Origin of the sequence: Nostoc sp. CCY 9925, from assembly GCF_963920935.1 — a bacterium.
Classification (GTDB): Bacteria; Cyanobacteriota; Cyanobacteriia; order Cyanobacteriales; family Nostocaceae; genus Nostoc.
The window spans coordinates 127,560-142,835 of record NZ_CAWUDO010000006.1 but is presented as its reverse complement, the minus strand read 5'-3'; the positions used below and the strand labels follow the sequence as shown (position 1 = coordinate 142,835).

Genomic DNA, 15,276 nt, shown 5'->3' with positions numbered 1-15,276 from the left:
TTATTTTTTCATCACTTAAGAGTTGCTAGGTGTCGCCATACTAAGAGCAGTTCACTCACAGTAATTGTTACACCTATGCAGCAAGCATCTGATCCCACAGTCATCCTGGGTGGTGGCTTTGCTGGACTGTTTACAGCTCTCCACTTAAGCCATCAAAATTACTCGCATCCTATTATTTTAATTGACCAACGCGATCGCTTTAGTTTCAAACCTTTATTATATGAATTATTGAGCGGCGAATTACATAGCACACAAGTTTATCCGCGCTACAAAGAGCTTTTAGCTGATAGTAGTGTCACTTTTGTGCAGGACACAGTGAAATTGATTCACCCACATCAACGCAGAGTCATCCTCGCCTCTGGTAAGCTTTTTGACTACAGCAACTTAGTATTAGCGCTGGGTAGTAAAACAACCTACTTCCATACTCCCGGTGCAGCGGAGTATGCCATGCCATTTACCTCTGGCGAAGAGGCGATCGCTTTGCGAAAAAACTTGCGACACAGACTGCATCAGGCAATCCAAACTCAAGATTCAGAACGTCGTCGGCTACTGCTGACTGTTGCCATCATTGGGGCAGGGCCGGCTGGCATTGAACTGGCTTGTACATTAGCAGATTTACTACCCATTTGGTACGACGAGTTGGGCGGTGATGCCGATGAAATTCGGGTGGTGCTAGTTAACCGCAGCCGAGAAATCCTTAAAGGAGACGTGAATAGTCATTTGCGGTGTACAGTGCAACGGGCGCTTAAGCGTCGGGTGGTTCCTGTAGATTTCTTATTTGATGCAGCTGTCACCAAAATTTATGCAGATGGTGTAGAGTACCGCCAACATGAGCAAACCCAAATTTTACCTGCTGGGACGATCGCTTGGACTGCTGGAACTGCACCCAATCCTTTGTTGATAGAGTTATCAGTTCCAAACAATCGCGGGCGGCTAGTGGTAACGCCAACATTGCAACTACCTGATTTTCCGGAAATCTTTGCGGCTGGAGACTGTGCCACAGATAACGATAATCCCCAACCAACCACAGCCCAAGTTGCTTATCAACAAGGAAAAGCGATCGCTCAAAACCTCAAGCGGCTTGGGGAAGGTAAACCCGCCATACCTGTGCAAATCCAAATGCGCGGTACTTTGATGAAACTGGGACTTAACGAAGGTGTTGCTAACTTATTTAATAAAGTTCAGATTAAAGGGCAGCCCGGTCATCTGATTCGGGAAGCAACATATTTACAACTGCTACCAAACTTTGGACATAATCGCAAAGCCACAACCGAATGGCTAACTGACGAATTATTCAGGCGCGATCGCCCTTTTTCTCACATGCAGTTAGGACAGACTCCTTTGCTATATGGCGTTGCAACCGTCGCCGCTGGACTAATTTTGGCAACTCCCCTCATCTGGCGGGCTGCTTTGCCGATGCAATTTCAACAAAATTTCGGTTGGACAGGTGTACCCACTTTACTAGATCGGCTTGCACCTCCTTCTCGTTGAAGGATATGGGAACGCCAAGAGAAGTCAGACTAAGTTGCATTCACAAATAGCATCAATAAATAAAGAATATGGGGAATTAATCCGAATTTAAAAAAATAATGCGACAAATAGACCATTTTGTAGAGCCGCGATGAATCGCGTCTTCACCCAAGGATGTGTTGCTCCCTCATATGAATTTTCTCAGCAGTTTCCAGATTATTTTCTCTACAAAATATCCAAACTCAATCTCATTTCTAGGAGTCCACTTATGAAATACTTACTCAACCTGCGGACGGCTGTTGTTGTCAGTCGCGTAATAATGGGTGTTTTCTTTTTTCTTTCTGGTATTACTAACTATCTCAACTTTAGTGTTCCTAACGGTTTCTACCAAACTGTTCTCATTCAAAAACTCCAAATAATTGGCCCTGGAATCCCACCGGGATGGGAAGGGCTGGGGCCACTACCTTGGTTAATCGCCATTCCCTATGCCTGGTTGTTACCTTTAGCAGAAATTCTGCTGGGTGCTTTGTTTGCTCTCAATTATTGGGTACGTTGGACGGGTTTATTACTAATACTGATAGCGTTTAGCATTACTTTAGCATTTGGCATTGTACCTGCTGGCAGCCTATTTCCTAATGGAGCAGAAAGCTTTAACAAAACCATCTTATTCATGGCTTTAATTTGGATCTGTATTGCCTATGATGCTCATGAACAAAAAATGAGCCGCCGCCGCACCCAAGCAGCAGCTGATTATGCTTTGAATCCTTCTAGCAATGACATGTAAAAGGCAACAGGCAATAGGCAATAGGCAACAGTTTCATACGCCATAATTAAATTACGAATTATGTAGCTTGCTTCCTACTTTGCGGCTATTGGAAATTGATTTCATACCCATTTTTAATTCATAATTCTGAATTAACCTGGCATCAATTCCTGAATGCGTTGTGGCTCGTCTCCTAGCCAATCTGGATTTTGGGCAGTGCTGTCAAAAATTGATGAAGTTTTGAATGGCTCAAACTCCCCACTTGATGATGCTTTTGCCGTTTTTGCTAAGAGCGATCGCACTTGCTGTTCATTCATCGGCTGGAATGTTCGTACCGCTGTCAAAGCTTGTTCGAGAATCTCCATACTGTCAATTCCGGTAATGACAACCGATGTCGGCAGATTCAGGGCATAGTGTAAACACTCAATTGGCTCTACAGTATTTGACCGTAAAATTATACCGTTTGCTAGGCTTTTCATGCCAAGAACGCCGATGTTTTGTTTGACTAGTTCTGGCAAAACCAGTTTCTCAAAGCTTCGGTAATGTGCATCCATTACATTGAGCGGCATCTGCACTGTATCAAATTTAAAATTGTGACTGGCTGCAACTTCCAGCATATGCAAATGCACGTGTGGGTCTTTGTGTCCAGTGAAACCAATGTATCGCAGCTTACCAGCTTCTCGTGCTTCAATAAAAGCAGCATTCGCCCCTTCTGGGTCAAAAACTCGATGCGGATCTTCGTAGCGAATAATTTCGTGGTGCTGAACGAGATCGATGCAATCAACTTGCAAACGTTGAAGTGATTCGTCTAGCTGTTTTGCTGCTGCTTTCTTGGAACGACCATCAATTTTCGTCATTAGGAACACTTTCTCACGGTAGCGATCGCGCAGTGCTTTCCCCATACGAATTTCGCTAACTCCACCATTGTAATCCCAACTATTATCCATAAAAGTAATGCCGCGATCGATTGCCGTGCGAACAATGCGGATCGCCAGTTGCTCATCAACGTGCTTCAAACCAATATGCCAACCACCAAGTCCGATGGCAGAAACTTGCTCTTTTGTACTACCAAGAACTCGATATAGCATTTCTGAATTTGATGTAGTTTCGGACATCTGTTTCCCTTGTATAGCAACTACTTCTTAAGTACATACAACTGCGTGCTAATTTAAACACAAGAGTAAATCTCACAATATCTTTCTTGAGATACACTTTTCGACATAAGAAGGCAGGATTTCTCCAATTTAGTCAGTATTTCAATTCCAGAGAGATTTCAGTAAAAAATGTTTAGGTGCGCCGCACTCCCCACTCCCTCTAGTCAAAAAAAATCAGCGAACCACGAATGATAACTGACAACAAACGCGAATTTTGTCACAATGAGTTCGTCGATAATTTTCGTTAGCGAAAAAAGTAAATTTCAAGGAGTCAAATTCTGAAAGGCTTTGAATTCAAAGGTGTTGAAAAACTGATTGGGCCAATAGCCGCGCTTTTGGGCTTTGTGTGTTTGTTGCAGTGGTATATTCAAGGAGAATTGCGATCGCCTTCCGATCCGGTCTTTGAAGTTAGACAGCCACCTTTGGTAATGAAAGAGGGCGACCCTTATATCCGTGCTTTGATGCGAACCATCTCGGCAAGTGAGGCAAATGGTAACCGTCCCTATTCTCTGTTGTATGGTGGACAACAAGTCAGCGAACTGAAACGACATCCTGAGATATGCGTCACAATTATCACAGGCCCCAACACAGGTAATTGTTCTACTGCTGCTGGTAGATATCAAATCATCAACACTACCTGGTATAATATAGCCCCTCGCTACCACCCGAACCCAATGCGCTTGATGTTTTGGGTTAATTATAGTTTTGAAGCAGAATATCAAGACATAGTAGTTTATCGTTGGCTGAATGATTCAAAAGTTTGGGGAACTGATATTTCTCAACTCTTGCGTCAGGGAAAATTAAATGAAGTGTTGCGGCGACTTTCTCCCACTTGGACAAGTTTGGGATATGGCATAGAAACTAACTCTATTAGTAATTCTTTGCCTAAGATTTATCAGAAAATGTTGCAAGAGGAATTAAACGCAGCCAAGCAACCAACAACCCCAAATTTGACTCCATCCCCAAATCCTCCCACTAAACAACGATAAAATCAGATAAAGTTTACAGCTAATTGAAGTTACTAAGTTAGAGCGCTGGCTACCCCCGCCGTTGGTGTTTATGGCTAAGCCTCTCAAAGACCAAATTAAATCAGCTAATTTTGGGAAATAGTTAAAAATAAAAAGACAGTTTTCTCAATTTAATATCAGTCAAAATCCAGTTCTACTTACCCATCTTATAGGCGTGGTTTACCAAGTCTGAAACTCTGAATTTCTAAATTATTCTTCAATATCTACTACTCGGAAAAAATAGAATATCTATTAATTCACCTACTACCAAACCAAATATGGCTAGGATTGTTAATATCCAAAACGAATCTTCTTTATTAAAACCAGCAAAACGCATTTCCAAGTCAGCTAAAAGCGTAGTTGCTAATGGTATGAGAAATAGACTAAATAATAACGACCAAGTTGCAACTAAAGTAATTGATATGCTTAAAAATAAGATGACAACTAAGACTTTAGAGCCAAATTCAACTAAACGCTCTAACCAAGAAATACTCTTGCGTGTTACAGCTATAACCACAGCAACTACAAAAGCTCCTACTAACCAAATAATATGATTAGCAGCAAGATACCACCCCAGAAAAGCATAAGCCAGCCAGAGTAACCCTAACGGCATCAAAGGAATTCTGTAAAAAAATTCCGCATTCATACAGCCAAAACTTGTAAAAATACCAAGTTTACATTTTGATTTTAGTCAAGAATAGCGATCGCCATAAGAAAATTGTACTCACTTTACTTAGGATATTCCTCTATCTACAGAGCAAATTTAACTACATACTGGTTACTTATAACAATATGTAACAATCCTAGAATTATTGGTGAATAAAAAGATTCAGGCTTATAAGGTCTATGACAACACTTTGTTAAATCATAGTTACATATTTGTAATCTAATTTAACTTTCCTTTACGCGATCGCCTGTAGCCCAAAATTCAGACAATCAAGCTTATCTAATAATCATAATACATGAATTATCCGTATATAATTTCAGTATTTGTTATATTTTAAACATTTAGCTACTAGCACAAAGAATAATAGTATTAGATTTTAAAATACTAGGCGTGTATAAGTCAATTGACTTTTACTCTCAGGTATTTGCCATAAAATTTAATCAAGAGGTAGTTATAGTTTAGCGTGTACAACTTTGACAACTGTCCACAAAAGAGTTGCATGTCTCAAGCTCATGGTAATATTATTTTACTGTCAAGAGATATTATTTTATACATCAAATAGAAAACATGCTGAAACAGCTAGTTAGGTGTGCTACCTCCAAAGAACCAAAACATTATTTAATCTATCACCAGAATCAGTAAAAAGCTTACTGTACAAAGCACAGAGTTTCTATAATTCTGGCTATAGAAGCTATTGAATAGCTAACAAAGCCACTTTTTAGTAATCATTATAGACAGAAAGGTACATTATGAAACCTTCTGAGATATAGTGAGAAATTCAATTTAAATATAAAAAAATGACAGAATGTCAGTCGTTTTTCGTATATATAAAAATATCGAAAAGCCAGATTTCCATTGTCAATAAAAGTTTTAACTTCTGCCTTTTATCTAGATAATACTTATGTCTAGTCTTGCTGATTTACCTATATCAAATAGCCCTATTTTTTCCCTGAAAATCTAGTCTAATGTTGACCAAATGAGGAAAACACTGGAATTTAGCAAATAATTTCAGACTACTAGATCAATCCTGATTTAGTAATAACTTGATTATTGACAATGTAAGCAAAAGTAATAGGACAAACATGAATATCATTGTTCGTTTATTTGGAGTATTTTTTTTCCAAGTGTCTGGGTTGGCTGCGATGTCTAACATTGCATTGTCTGATGACAAGCCTATCGACGTCTATACCCAAGAGACTCCTGCTGTTCCTCAACAGATGACAACCCAAAGGATTTGCTCTTTAGATCCGATTGAAGATTTATTACCTCCACCACAAACCAAAGCAAGCAATTCTTTCCTTTCTTACCTTGCTGACCAGGGTTTTACACAAAATCAAGAAGGTTCGTGGGTTTGTTATGCCAACGATCCTAAAAAAGAGGGGCGTTACTTTACTCTTTTTAAAGTTAAACAAGTTGATAACAGACTCATAGCAAGTTCTTTTTTAGATGAGGGAAGTCTGATAGAGGGTCAAGAAAATCGTAGCTTGGACTTTTTTATGATGCTAATTGAGCGTCATATGAATACTAATCAAGAGAACCGTCAAGGTATACGAAGATATTTAGAAGCCTTCGTTTCCCTAGTCAAGGAAGGGAAGATCAAACCCACACGCCGCGCATTTCTTTTTGACCAACCAAACCGAGCATTGGTCATATATCACACACTCTCATCAGGAAATCTTAAAGGTACAGGAATCACCATCAATATTTATTTACCTAAGAGTTGAAGTGGGAAGTCGGGAGATAGGGAGTGGGGAGTGTGGGGAGAAAGATTTCTTCCCCATCCTCCCACACCTCCCCTGCCCCCTGCCCCCTACCCCCTCCCCCTCTGCCTCTTTTCCATGCCCCATGCCCAATGCCCAATCCTTATTTAGTGGAGGTATATCTTGCCTAAATCAACTGTTCAAAGAATTGCTATGCCGAAGGCAGTTCGCTGGGCGACTATCGCATTTTCATCTGTTGCAGTAGTACTCACTACGTGTCAGTCTGCTTTTGCACAGTTAAATATTGGTCGCTATGGTATCCAACGAGGGCTGGAGTATGAGTATCTCCAGTACCAAATCAATAACCAAAATCTCAGTCAGATGCGAGTAATCCCTGGATGTAATGTGGGATTCGGTTTGACCTGCAACAAAACTGGAACAGTAATCCAGCGATTACTTGAACTAAATGGTGGGACTAGCTATCAAAATCTATTGATACGAGCTGCTGGTGGGGAGAAAAATTTCCAGAATTTCGCTAGCTTTTACGGTAACAATCCGAATCTCTCTACAGTGCCTTTCGCCTCATTTTGGAGAAAAGAATCCTCCACAATCATGGATGGATCTCAATACGTCCTGGGACAACCTTTTGGTCGTAACCCAGTAGAAGGACTGGGACTTGTAACCAAGCAGTTTTACTGGGCACCTTACTCAGAAGCTAATAACTCGCTTAGCCTCCGTAGTGGATTACTAAACTTAAAATTGTCATATGGACGGCTACTGTTTGAAGAGGCCTCAAAAATTTCCAACATTAGAGAGCAGATTCAGTCTCTAGGTCTATCGCCAGAAATGACGAATTTTTATTTAGATAAAATCTCCAGAGGCTTAGATGCACTGAATTCTGGAGATCAGAACCAATTGGAAAAGAGGATTTTTGAAGTACTATCCTTTCCATACTCTGAAGATGGTGGGGAATTCGGACGCCCCAATAATGCAATTCCAGAAGAATTGAATCAACTCTTGGGAGAAGATATGCCAGGAGATATTTTACTGGGTGACAATCCAGTAGGATTGGATGGAGAAACAATAAGCCTCGATACTTTCCCCGGTTCTCCGGGAGATGTCTTGGTGCAAGACAGTTCTGATTCCTTCCCACTCTGGCCAATAATTGGAGCTGGCGGTCTTGGTTTAATTCTGCTTTTATTACTGAATGGTGACAGTTCTTCAGGCTCTTCAAGCCAGCCATCCATTTCTTCTCCTTCGCCAAATCCACCTTTGTCTCTCACCAACAAAGGAGAATGCGATCTAACTCCGAATAATAACGGTCCCGATCATACACAAATTATTGAAATTCCATGTAGTGTTACTCCTCAAACCCCGACGGAAGTGAAGAAGGTAGTGGAGCCATCTACAGTCAAAGCGTTTATATTGCTAATTGTTGTACTGTACATAGTCCGTTACAAACAACGAGCTTTAAAAATTGGTAGTTGGTAATTCTGACAGAAATTTTCATTGATTTCAACAACATTTGTAAGTCCACACCTTGGTCAAACTAATTCATAATTAATAATTAAAAATTCAGTGGGGGCTTGTACCCATTCTTTAATTATCAATTATCAATTATGAATTAATAATTATTTGGTCATTCGCCGTTTTCAAAATTCTCTCAACAGTCTGCCACACCCATAGATTCGATCGCCAATATTGTTATGTCGTAAGGCATACCACCACGTTGCTGCATTGATGGCAATGACTGGCTTTTTGAGCCATCGCTCTGCTTCGTCGGCGAGCCGGAGCATACTCAAATTAGTACCCATTTGTAGAATACCATCTATATCATCACCATCGAGTTCCTGAAGATAGCTGCGAAGAGTATCTTCAGAGACTTCGGCGATCGCTCTTGCAGTGGGGCAACGCAGTCCTTTCAGCCGCACGACCTCTACTTGGACTTCACTCAAGAAGCGGCGTAACTTTTCGTCAGCCACAGCCTGATAAGGGGTGATGACTGCAATCTTGTTTAGTTTGAACGCTTCCATAGCTGCCTGACATGCCGAACTGCTGGTAGCCACTTGCAGTCCAGTATAGTCCTCAAGGCGTTTGACTAAAGCTTTATTCCCCTCAATTCCTTCCCAAAATGTCTCAGCACTCACTCCCATAATTAGGTAGTCAATACCCGCAGTCATCACGCGATCGACTGCGAAAAGAATTTCGTTGTCGATTTGCTCGATAATCCGCACCATTTTTTCATCGCTACTCAAGTCCTGGTCTCGAATATGAATCCGGGACATGTGAGAGGTAACGCCTGATACGGCCATCGCGTGAAAATCTGGTTCGACGATGGTGTTCGTGCTGGGCGCAAGCACTCCGAATTTTTTTCGCCATCCTAAGGCGTCTGTCATTGTAAAATCTTTGTGGATAAAGTTATTTGCTTTGCTGGCCGTGCTTTGAGAAGTGCGATCGCCCTTTGAAAAAAGTTTTCGCTCTAGTGAAACTTTATTTGTCCTTATTGGTTGCGGCTTTCAGACGTATCTCATCTTGCTGAGTAATATCTGGGTTATGCAGTATCCAATAACAATCTAGGCGGTCATTAGTGCGAAACAAAAGTAGTGCCCCACTTTCTGTCCAAAAGGGCCCATGTGGAATGTGGGCAGGTCGCCAGTAATAGCCATCTTTGCACATTGCTGTATAACGTCTATTAAAAGGATCGTCGCTCATAGACCAATGTCCAAGCACATCCCCAGAAATGACATATGCCTCCTCAGTAGTAGGATGACCAGCATAGAAATTGCCTTCAATCCACATAGGTACTAAACCGAGAATCCACGTGGCGCGTCCAGTTTTTTTATTGGTGTAGAGACTTTTACGCACTGAACCTGGAGGCAAAAAGGTTGTACTCTCCCATTTCATTGCGTGGAGTTCTTGCAATGGAACATACTCAGTCATCCGTTCATGGGTCTGCATATTTGCATGATATACAGAAGTTTCCGGGATTTGGGGAAGATCTGCGTAGTCTTCTGTGATGTAAGTGGGCGTAGCATCTGGCATCCACAAGAGAATAGTGTCTTCTTCTGTTTTCCAAGGGCCAGTAGGTATACCTGCGGGGATGAAAGAGTAACTGAGATTGCGTAGTATAAACCCACCCTGCCGAAGTGCACCTGTTAAAACAAAAATTTCCACATTGGTAGTAAAGTGACCAACAGGTGCGCTCCAACCCTTTTTCAGGACTACTCGCTGTGTAGATTCACCTGTACTTTCGTTGACAGATAGAACTTGGGCAGTAGCGTCTTGACCGATAATAAAGTTTTTTACGTCAAAAGGCACTTGTGGAAAGTTGACAACTGAGTTGAGTGACTCTTCAGTTTCTACATGTTTGCGCCCTGCAAAGATCTTCTTGTTCATTTGAATATCGGTGTCTGCATGTGAGAGATGAACATTATTATGGAGGAAATTTGAGCTTTGATTGTCTTGATGTCCTTTAACCATATCTGTTTCCAGTTTTTACTAATTTAGTAATTACAGGATAATTATTAAACTTGCTTAATAAATTAGCCTTGAGTTGTAATTTAAAATAAAATCTCAAAATTAGAATTATTTAAATTAAATATATAGGACTCCTATTTGATTGCGTGAAAAAACGACCTATTCCTCGATAACGCCGATTCCCTACTCCCTACCTATCGCGCTTGCCCTGCGCTTCTCTGCCAGACGCTTCTCTACGAGAGGCTTTGCCAACGCGAACGCGCACCACGCTGTAGGAGTTAAAAAATAAACCAGATTAGTATATAGCGGTTTGCAGATAGGTAAAGTACATAGAAAAATAATTAACCAATAGATATTCGTAGGGTAACATAGCTGTCCTACCTTAGGTGTGTATAATTTCGATTAATAGTATTACTATTTATTAATGCGATCGTCACCAAGTCTCAATAGCATAACTCGGTTTGCAATTCATGAAATTATGTATAAATTATGCAATATATGTAGCTATTTAAAGTAATTACTGCTAGTAATTTGAAAATCTAAAAACCAAAAATGTATAAAAGATATCAAGGGGAAGCTACAACAATGACACAAAATTCAGAAAATACTTTAAAAGTTGCTCAGCAAGCATTTGAAAATCTGACGCATGGTATGGCAACAGGGAAGTGGGAACCATTGTTAGACATGTTTACAGAAGATTTTACCCTTTGGTTTCCTATGGGAAAATTCCACGGTTTGAATGTGGGAAAACAACCAGCTAGAGAACTTTTCGAGTTTGTTTCTGAATGCTTCGGTACTACCTTGAAGGTGACTAGTTTAGACCGCGTTACCAGCAATGAAACGACAGTTATCTTTGAATTTACAGATGAGGGACTTTTTTTAGGACAGCCTTACAAAAGACGAGTAGCAATTTCCTTGGATGTGCGTGGAGACAAAATTTGTGCGTATCGGGAATATTTTGGTAGTGATGGGAAATCGTATTAAAAGATAATTCTGAATTCAGAATTGAGCAATGCATGAAGTCTGGGGTGAGCGCGTAAAGTGGAGCCAGTGGGTTGCTTAGTTGGCGTCTTGCGTTGGAAGCCCAAAGTTAGGGAAGCAACTGGCGTAGAGCAGCGGCTACCCTTGAAACAATAATCCAAAATCTAAAATCGTTCGACTGAGCGTAGCGTTCCGCAGGAAAGTCGAAAATTCAAAATGGTATCAGTTTCTCTCAGGGTTAAGTTCGTTGATTTCTTTACATTTAGCTTCCGCTGCTTGATATGCTGCTAAATAGTCTTGACCACCTAACATCACATCACCGTAATATTCATAAGGTGGGTCACCATAGATAGGTAACGGATTGTCTTCTGGATAATCTTCTTTTGATTCTTCAATTATCGCTTTCAGTTTTTTTACTGTCAGCTTTTGTGCAGCAAAATACCAGAGTTCTTGAGGATTTTTTTTCAGGTGCGGTAATGTGGGATCGACAATGCGGATAAGGGAGTCATTACTGGAAGTATCGCCTAGTTCAATCCAACTGTGTTCAATTGGTCTGTATGGCTTTCCAGCAAAAGTTAAAAATCCTTGAACATATTTTGCTCCCTCAGTGGACAATGCTGCTTTGTAAGCATTTTCAAACGGGGTATTAGCTCTGCTGTTTATGCGTTGAGCAACTTTAATTGACAGCGTTTCATCCAATAATTTGTTCATCAATAGCAAGGATTAGAGCAGCCATGAGAACATATTACCACTCATTGGGCATGGGGATTGGGGATTGGGGATTGGGAGATGGGAAAATGGCGAGATAATGGGAATAATTAATAATCGATGCCCAATCATAAATGACTAATGACTAATCTATTTTGTATGAAGCACCATTTGTAAATTTCTTAACAAGTCACATGAAGTGTAGGGCTTGGATAAAAAGGTTTTGACGCTGTTACCAAGAGTTTTAATCATTTCATGGTTTGAAGCTAGACCACTTAGACCAATAATTTTGATATCTGGATTTATTTTTTTCAAGACATTGACAGTTGTTGGCCCATCCATACATGGCATCATCATATCAATCAGCAGTACACTAATTTCTTGTTGATGTTTTGTATAAAGTGCGATCGCATCAATACCATCATTAGCGACTATAACTTTGTAGCCATTTTGTTCCAACCAAGTTTTAGTAATTTCTCTAATTGAATCTTCATCATCAACAACTAGAATCAATTCTCCATGCCCTGGAGGTAATTCACGTTCTCCAGATAATTTACTATCTGTTTCGATTGTTTGAGTTACAGGTAAGCAAACTTGAAATTCTGTGCCTTTGCTAACTTCAGTAACTACATTTATAAAACCGCTGTGGCTTTTAATGATGCCAAGTACCGTTGAAAGACCAAGCCCTGTGCCTTTACCCACTTGTTTGGTCGTGAAAAATGGTTCAAAAATTCTATCTACTATTTCTCTTTTAATTCCTGTACCTGTATCAGAGACGGTAATCATTATGTATGAACCGACCTTAGCATCAATATTCATCCGAGCATAGTGGCTATCAACCCAGAAATTCTTTGCAGAAATCCTCAAGATCCCACCATGAGGCATAGCGTCACGAGCATTAATACACAGGTTCATCAACACTTGGTGCAGCTGAGTAGCATCACCAAAGATATTCCACAGGTTTTGTGTAGGAACATCGATACGAATTTCAATAGCTTTGGAAAATGTTTGTTTGATAATATTTTCTATTTCTGAAATTAAATCCCGTACCTGTAATGTTTTAAAGTTACCTACAGAGCCGCGTGAAAACCATAGTACTTGTTTAACTAAATCTGCCGCACGTTTAACATTTGTTTCCATAATTGCCAGCCATTGGTGACTTTTTTCGTCAGGAAGTTTTGCTTCAAGGAGTTGCATTGTCATCATGATGGGTGTCAGTGCATTGTTGAGGTCATGGGCGATGCCACTTGCTAGTGTGCCAAGACTCTCCATCAGGGCGGCCGCATCATGTCAACAAGCAAAGTCTATTCTCAATAGAACTAAAATTAATGTCATTAACTCTTGCTTATTGCGAAAATTTTAGGCGATCGCTTTGGGGCTTAAAAAATAATCAAGCGCGAAATCCTGATTTTTTCGTTGGTTTTTAACCTTCGTTGTGATCAAGAGTAATTTAGATGCGTTTGCCCTGGACTCTCCATCCGTTGAGTGCGAAGAAATTGGGCTTCGAGTTGTTTTTTCTCTGTGATGTCGGAGTTGACAATGAGGATAGATTTGGCTTGCCCTTCTTCATCATTTACGAGTGTCCAACGGCTAGCAACTATCATTTCTTGGCCTTGTTTTGTGACTTGATGTAACTCACCTTGCCAAGAACCACTCTCAGCTAAAGTTTTCTGAATGTTTTTCAGTTGGCAGAAGCTTTGTTTGCGATACAAAAGCTGATTAGCATTCTTAGCCAAAACTTCTTCTGCTATCCAACCGTAGAGATGTTCAGCTCCTTTATTCCAAAATTGAATTTGGTTACCCAAGTCTTGAACGATAATCGCGTCTGTGGTGATATTAAGTAAAGCAGCTTGTTCAAGAATTTTCTGTTCTGCCTGCTTTCGTTCCCGCAGCGCAACTTGCTGTTCGCTAATATCAATCACAAAGCCCGCCATCCGAGCAACTTTGCCTGTGGAGTCTAAAAAGATATACCCGTTGTCTTCAACTGTGATGTAAGTGCCATCTTTGCGACATACACGAAATTCTAGGTGAAATCGGTCTTTTGTTAATAAAACGCGGTCAATCTCTTCGTTAAATGCGTTTTTATCCTCAGGATGAACTAATTCTAGCCAACGGTTTAAACCTCCCAAAATTTCAGGCATAGAATAACCTAATATTCGCTCTACATTTCCCCCATATCTGATATCGTTTGTATCCAGATTCCAGTCGTAGAGAATCTGACCACTTGCCTGAATTAATGCCTGATAACGATTGTTCCATTCACCTAATGCTGCTGAATGACATGTGAGTTTTTTTGTGAGGTTTCGTAGCCGTAAATGGATATTCACCCTAGCTAATACCTCTTGATTTTCTAAAGGTTTGGTGATGTAATCTACTGCACCAAGATTCAAACCTTTGACTGTATCTACCTTATCGGTAAGCGCACTGATAAATATTACGGGAATATCTTGAGTAACTGGATTGCTTTTTAAAAGCCTGCAAGTTTCAAAACCGTCGATTCCTGACAATATTACACCCAATAGAATCAAATCAGGTAAAGTATGTTCTGCGATTTTTACTGCGTTTTTTCCATCTTCAGTTAGTAAAACTTGAAAACCAGAATCTTCTAAAAAATCGCACAACAATTTTAAATTGTTACGAATATCATCGACTATTAATATGATATTTTTTTGATGAGAATTCATACTTATTTATAATTAGATTTTTTTAATTATCGAATTTGTTCGCCTTTCAAAGGTTTGATATTTTGAAGAACATGAGTGGCTATTACTGTAGAATTGGACTAATTGCGATCGCTAAAGAATCATCATGATAAAACGAAAAGACAGGAGGATACTCACGGTTATTTCCCAGCTTTGAGGGTAATTGCTAAAAAACTCAGTGGGGTAACTGGCCAATTGAGCGATGTCTTTTGCAGCAAGACGGTGCGTGTAGCAAGTCCCATTGGCGTTAGTATCTTTGCAAGAGCAGGGTACGATAGGCTACGCTTACCCATCAATGCCGCTATCTGTCCAGCAACTAGGCAATCTTCTGGTTTGGCTGTTTTCACCTCATTAATCACAACACCATCTCCTGGCTGATTTGGGCTATCACATCTTCTGCCAAATTTTTGAGATATGCACGAATTGTGTATTTGAAAGTAAAAAGATTTAATTAAAAGTAAACTATCTCCAGAAAATGCCTACATCTGTCAAGTAGGGTTTGTATAAAATCTCAACAGCAATTACAAAAAGACATAATCTCTAGGTTAAAATTCTGCAAGTTGAGGATTTAATAGTAGGCGATAGCTCAGTTGGGCCACACCTACGCTACTTGCAATTTTAGCTTGCCAATTTACCTATAAGCGCTT

13 protein-coding genes and 1 pseudogene are annotated in these 15,276 nt (G+C 40.2%); 6 read left to right on the top strand and 8 right to left on the bottom strand.

The window, feature by feature from the left end; translation table 11 throughout:
- The first annotated feature begins 75 nt into the window (after nucleotides 1–75).
- Together ACM0OY_RS05355 and ACM0OY_RS05350 are read left to right on the top strand one after the other, a co-directional pair.
- Nucleotides 76–1,491, top strand: coding sequence for an NAD(P)/FAD-dependent oxidoreductase (locus ACM0OY_RS05355; RefSeq protein WP_414567849.1), 1,416 nt, complete (start codon nucleotides 76–78; stop codon nucleotides 1,489–1,491).
- 247 nt (nucleotides 1,492–1,738) lie between these two features.
- Nucleotides 1,739–2,254 carry a DoxX protein gene (locus ACM0OY_RS05350; RefSeq protein ID WP_414567848.1) on the top strand — a complete coding sequence of 172 codons (516 nt, stop codon included), beginning with the start codon at nucleotides 1,739–1,741 and terminating at the stop codon, nucleotides 2,252–2,254.
- A 131-nt stretch (nucleotides 2,255–2,385) separates the two neighbouring features.
- Here the strand turns inward: ACM0OY_RS05350 and ACM0OY_RS05345 are convergent, their stop codons facing one another.
- Complete coding sequence (locus tag ACM0OY_RS05345) at nucleotides 2,386–3,348, bottom strand: aldo/keto reductase (RefSeq protein WP_414567847.1); 963 nt, start codon at nucleotides 3,346–3,348, stop codon at nucleotides 2,386–2,388.
- 353 nt (nucleotides 3,349–3,701) lie between these two features.
- Between ACM0OY_RS05345 and ACM0OY_RS05340 the strand changes: the two genes are divergently transcribed.
- Entirely contained in the window at nucleotides 3,702–4,376 is a 675-nt protein-coding gene (locus tag ACM0OY_RS05340) for a glycoside hydrolase (RefSeq protein WP_414567899.1), read from the top strand.
- A 235-nt stretch (nucleotides 4,377–4,611) separates the two neighbouring features.
- On the opposite strand, the gene ACM0OY_RS05335 is transcribed toward ACM0OY_RS05340, so the two are convergent.
- Nucleotides 4,612–5,040, bottom strand: a complete 429-nt coding sequence (locus ACM0OY_RS05335) for a hypothetical protein (RefSeq protein WP_414567846.1) — start codon at nucleotides 5,038–5,040, stop codon at nucleotides 4,612–4,614.
- Nucleotides 5,041–6,143: 1,103 nt separating this feature from the next.
- Between ACM0OY_RS05335 and ACM0OY_RS05330 the strand changes: the two genes are divergently transcribed.
- Complete coding sequence (locus ACM0OY_RS05330) at nucleotides 6,144–6,785, top strand: hypothetical protein (RefSeq protein WP_414567845.1); 642 nt, start codon at nucleotides 6,144–6,146, stop codon at nucleotides 6,783–6,785.
- 159 nt (nucleotides 6,786–6,944) lie between these two features.
- Entirely contained in the window at nucleotides 6,945–8,252 is a 1,308-nt protein-coding gene (locus tag ACM0OY_RS05325) for a hypothetical protein (RefSeq protein WP_414567844.1), read from the top strand.
- A 161-nt stretch (nucleotides 8,253–8,413) separates the two neighbouring features.
- Here the strand turns inward: ACM0OY_RS05325 and ACM0OY_RS05320 are convergent, their stop codons facing one another.
- Nucleotides 8,414–9,157, bottom strand: coding sequence for a hypothetical protein (locus ACM0OY_RS05320; protein WP_414567843.1), 744 nt, complete (start codon nucleotides 9,155–9,157; stop codon nucleotides 8,414–8,416).
- Nucleotides 9,158–9,251: 94 nt separating this feature from the next.
- Nucleotides 9,252–10,241, bottom strand: a complete 990-nt coding sequence (locus tag ACM0OY_RS05315) for a DUF4437 domain-containing protein (protein ID WP_414567842.1) — start codon at nucleotides 10,239–10,241, stop codon at nucleotides 9,252–9,254.
- A gap of 582 nt (nucleotides 10,242–10,823) precedes the next feature.
- On the opposite strand from ACM0OY_RS05315, the gene ACM0OY_RS05310 reads away from it, so the two are divergent.
- Nucleotides 10,824–11,222 (top strand): nuclear transport factor 2 family protein, encoded by a 399-nt coding sequence (locus ACM0OY_RS05310; protein WP_414567841.1) that lies wholly within the window; start codon nucleotides 10,824–10,826, stop codon nucleotides 11,220–11,222.
- Nucleotides 11,223–11,441: 219 nt separating this feature from the next.
- Here the strand turns inward: ACM0OY_RS05310 and ACM0OY_RS05305 are convergent, their stop codons facing one another.
- The 4 genes and pseudogenes from ACM0OY_RS05305 to ACM0OY_RS05290 form a co-directional block, all read right to left on the bottom strand.
- Entirely contained in the window at nucleotides 11,442–11,930 is a 489-nt protein-coding gene (locus tag ACM0OY_RS05305; protein WP_414567840.1) for a hypothetical protein, read from the bottom strand.
- A 147-nt stretch (nucleotides 11,931–12,077) separates the two neighbouring features.
- A pseudogene (locus ACM0OY_RS05300) lies at nucleotides 12,078–13,208 on the bottom strand (ATP-binding protein); the annotation flags it as partial.
- 158 nt (nucleotides 13,209–13,366) lie between these two features.
- The gene (locus ACM0OY_RS05295; protein ID WP_414567839.1) at nucleotides 13,367–14,611 is read right to left on the bottom strand and encodes a PAS domain-containing protein; all 1,245 of its coding nucleotides are present in this window, start codon (nucleotides 14,609–14,611) and stop codon (nucleotides 13,367–13,369) included.
- 158 nt (nucleotides 14,612–14,769) lie between these two features.
- Nucleotides 14,770–14,988, bottom strand: coding sequence for a hypothetical protein (locus tag ACM0OY_RS05290; RefSeq protein ID WP_414567838.1), 219 nt, complete (start codon nucleotides 14,986–14,988; stop codon nucleotides 14,770–14,772).
- Between the last annotated feature and the right edge of the window lie 288 nt (nucleotides 14,989–15,276).

Excerpts from the sequence above, each read along its gene's own strand:
- ACM0OY_RS05355 (WP_414567849.1), top strand. The coding sequence starts at position 76 with ATGCAGCAAGCATCTGATCCCACAGTCATCCTGGGTGGTGGCTTTGCT.
- ACM0OY_RS05350 (WP_414567848.1), top strand. The coding sequence starts at position 1,739 with ATGAAATACTTACTCAACCTGCGGACGGCTGTTGTTGTCAGTCGCGTA.
- ACM0OY_RS05345 (WP_414567847.1), bottom strand. The coding sequence starts at position 3,348 with ATGTCCGAAACTACATCAAATTCAGAAATGCTATATCGAGTTCTTGGT.
- ACM0OY_RS05335 (WP_414567846.1), bottom strand. The coding sequence starts at position 5,040 with ATGAATGCGGAATTTTTTTACAGAATTCCTTTGATGCCGTTAGGGTTA.
- ACM0OY_RS05330 (WP_414567845.1), top strand. The coding sequence starts at position 6,144 with ATGAATATCATTGTTCGTTTATTTGGAGTATTTTTTTTCCAAGTGTCT.
- ACM0OY_RS05320 (WP_414567843.1), bottom strand. The coding sequence starts at position 9,157 with ATGACAGACGCCTTAGGATGGCGAAAAAAATTCGGAGTGCTTGCGCCC.
- ACM0OY_RS05315 (WP_414567842.1), bottom strand. The coding sequence starts at position 10,241 with ATGGTTAAAGGACATCAAGACAATCAAAGCTCAAATTTCCTCCATAAT.
- ACM0OY_RS05310 (WP_414567841.1), top strand. The coding sequence starts at position 10,824 with ATGACACAAAATTCAGAAAATACTTTAAAAGTTGCTCAGCAAGCATTT.
- ACM0OY_RS05305 (WP_414567840.1), bottom strand. The coding sequence starts at position 11,930 with ATGAACAAATTATTGGATGAAACGCTGTCAATTAAAGTTGCTCAACGC.
- ACM0OY_RS05295 (WP_414567839.1), bottom strand. The coding sequence starts at position 14,611 with ATGAATTCTCATCAAAAAAATATCATATTAATAGTCGATGATATTCGT.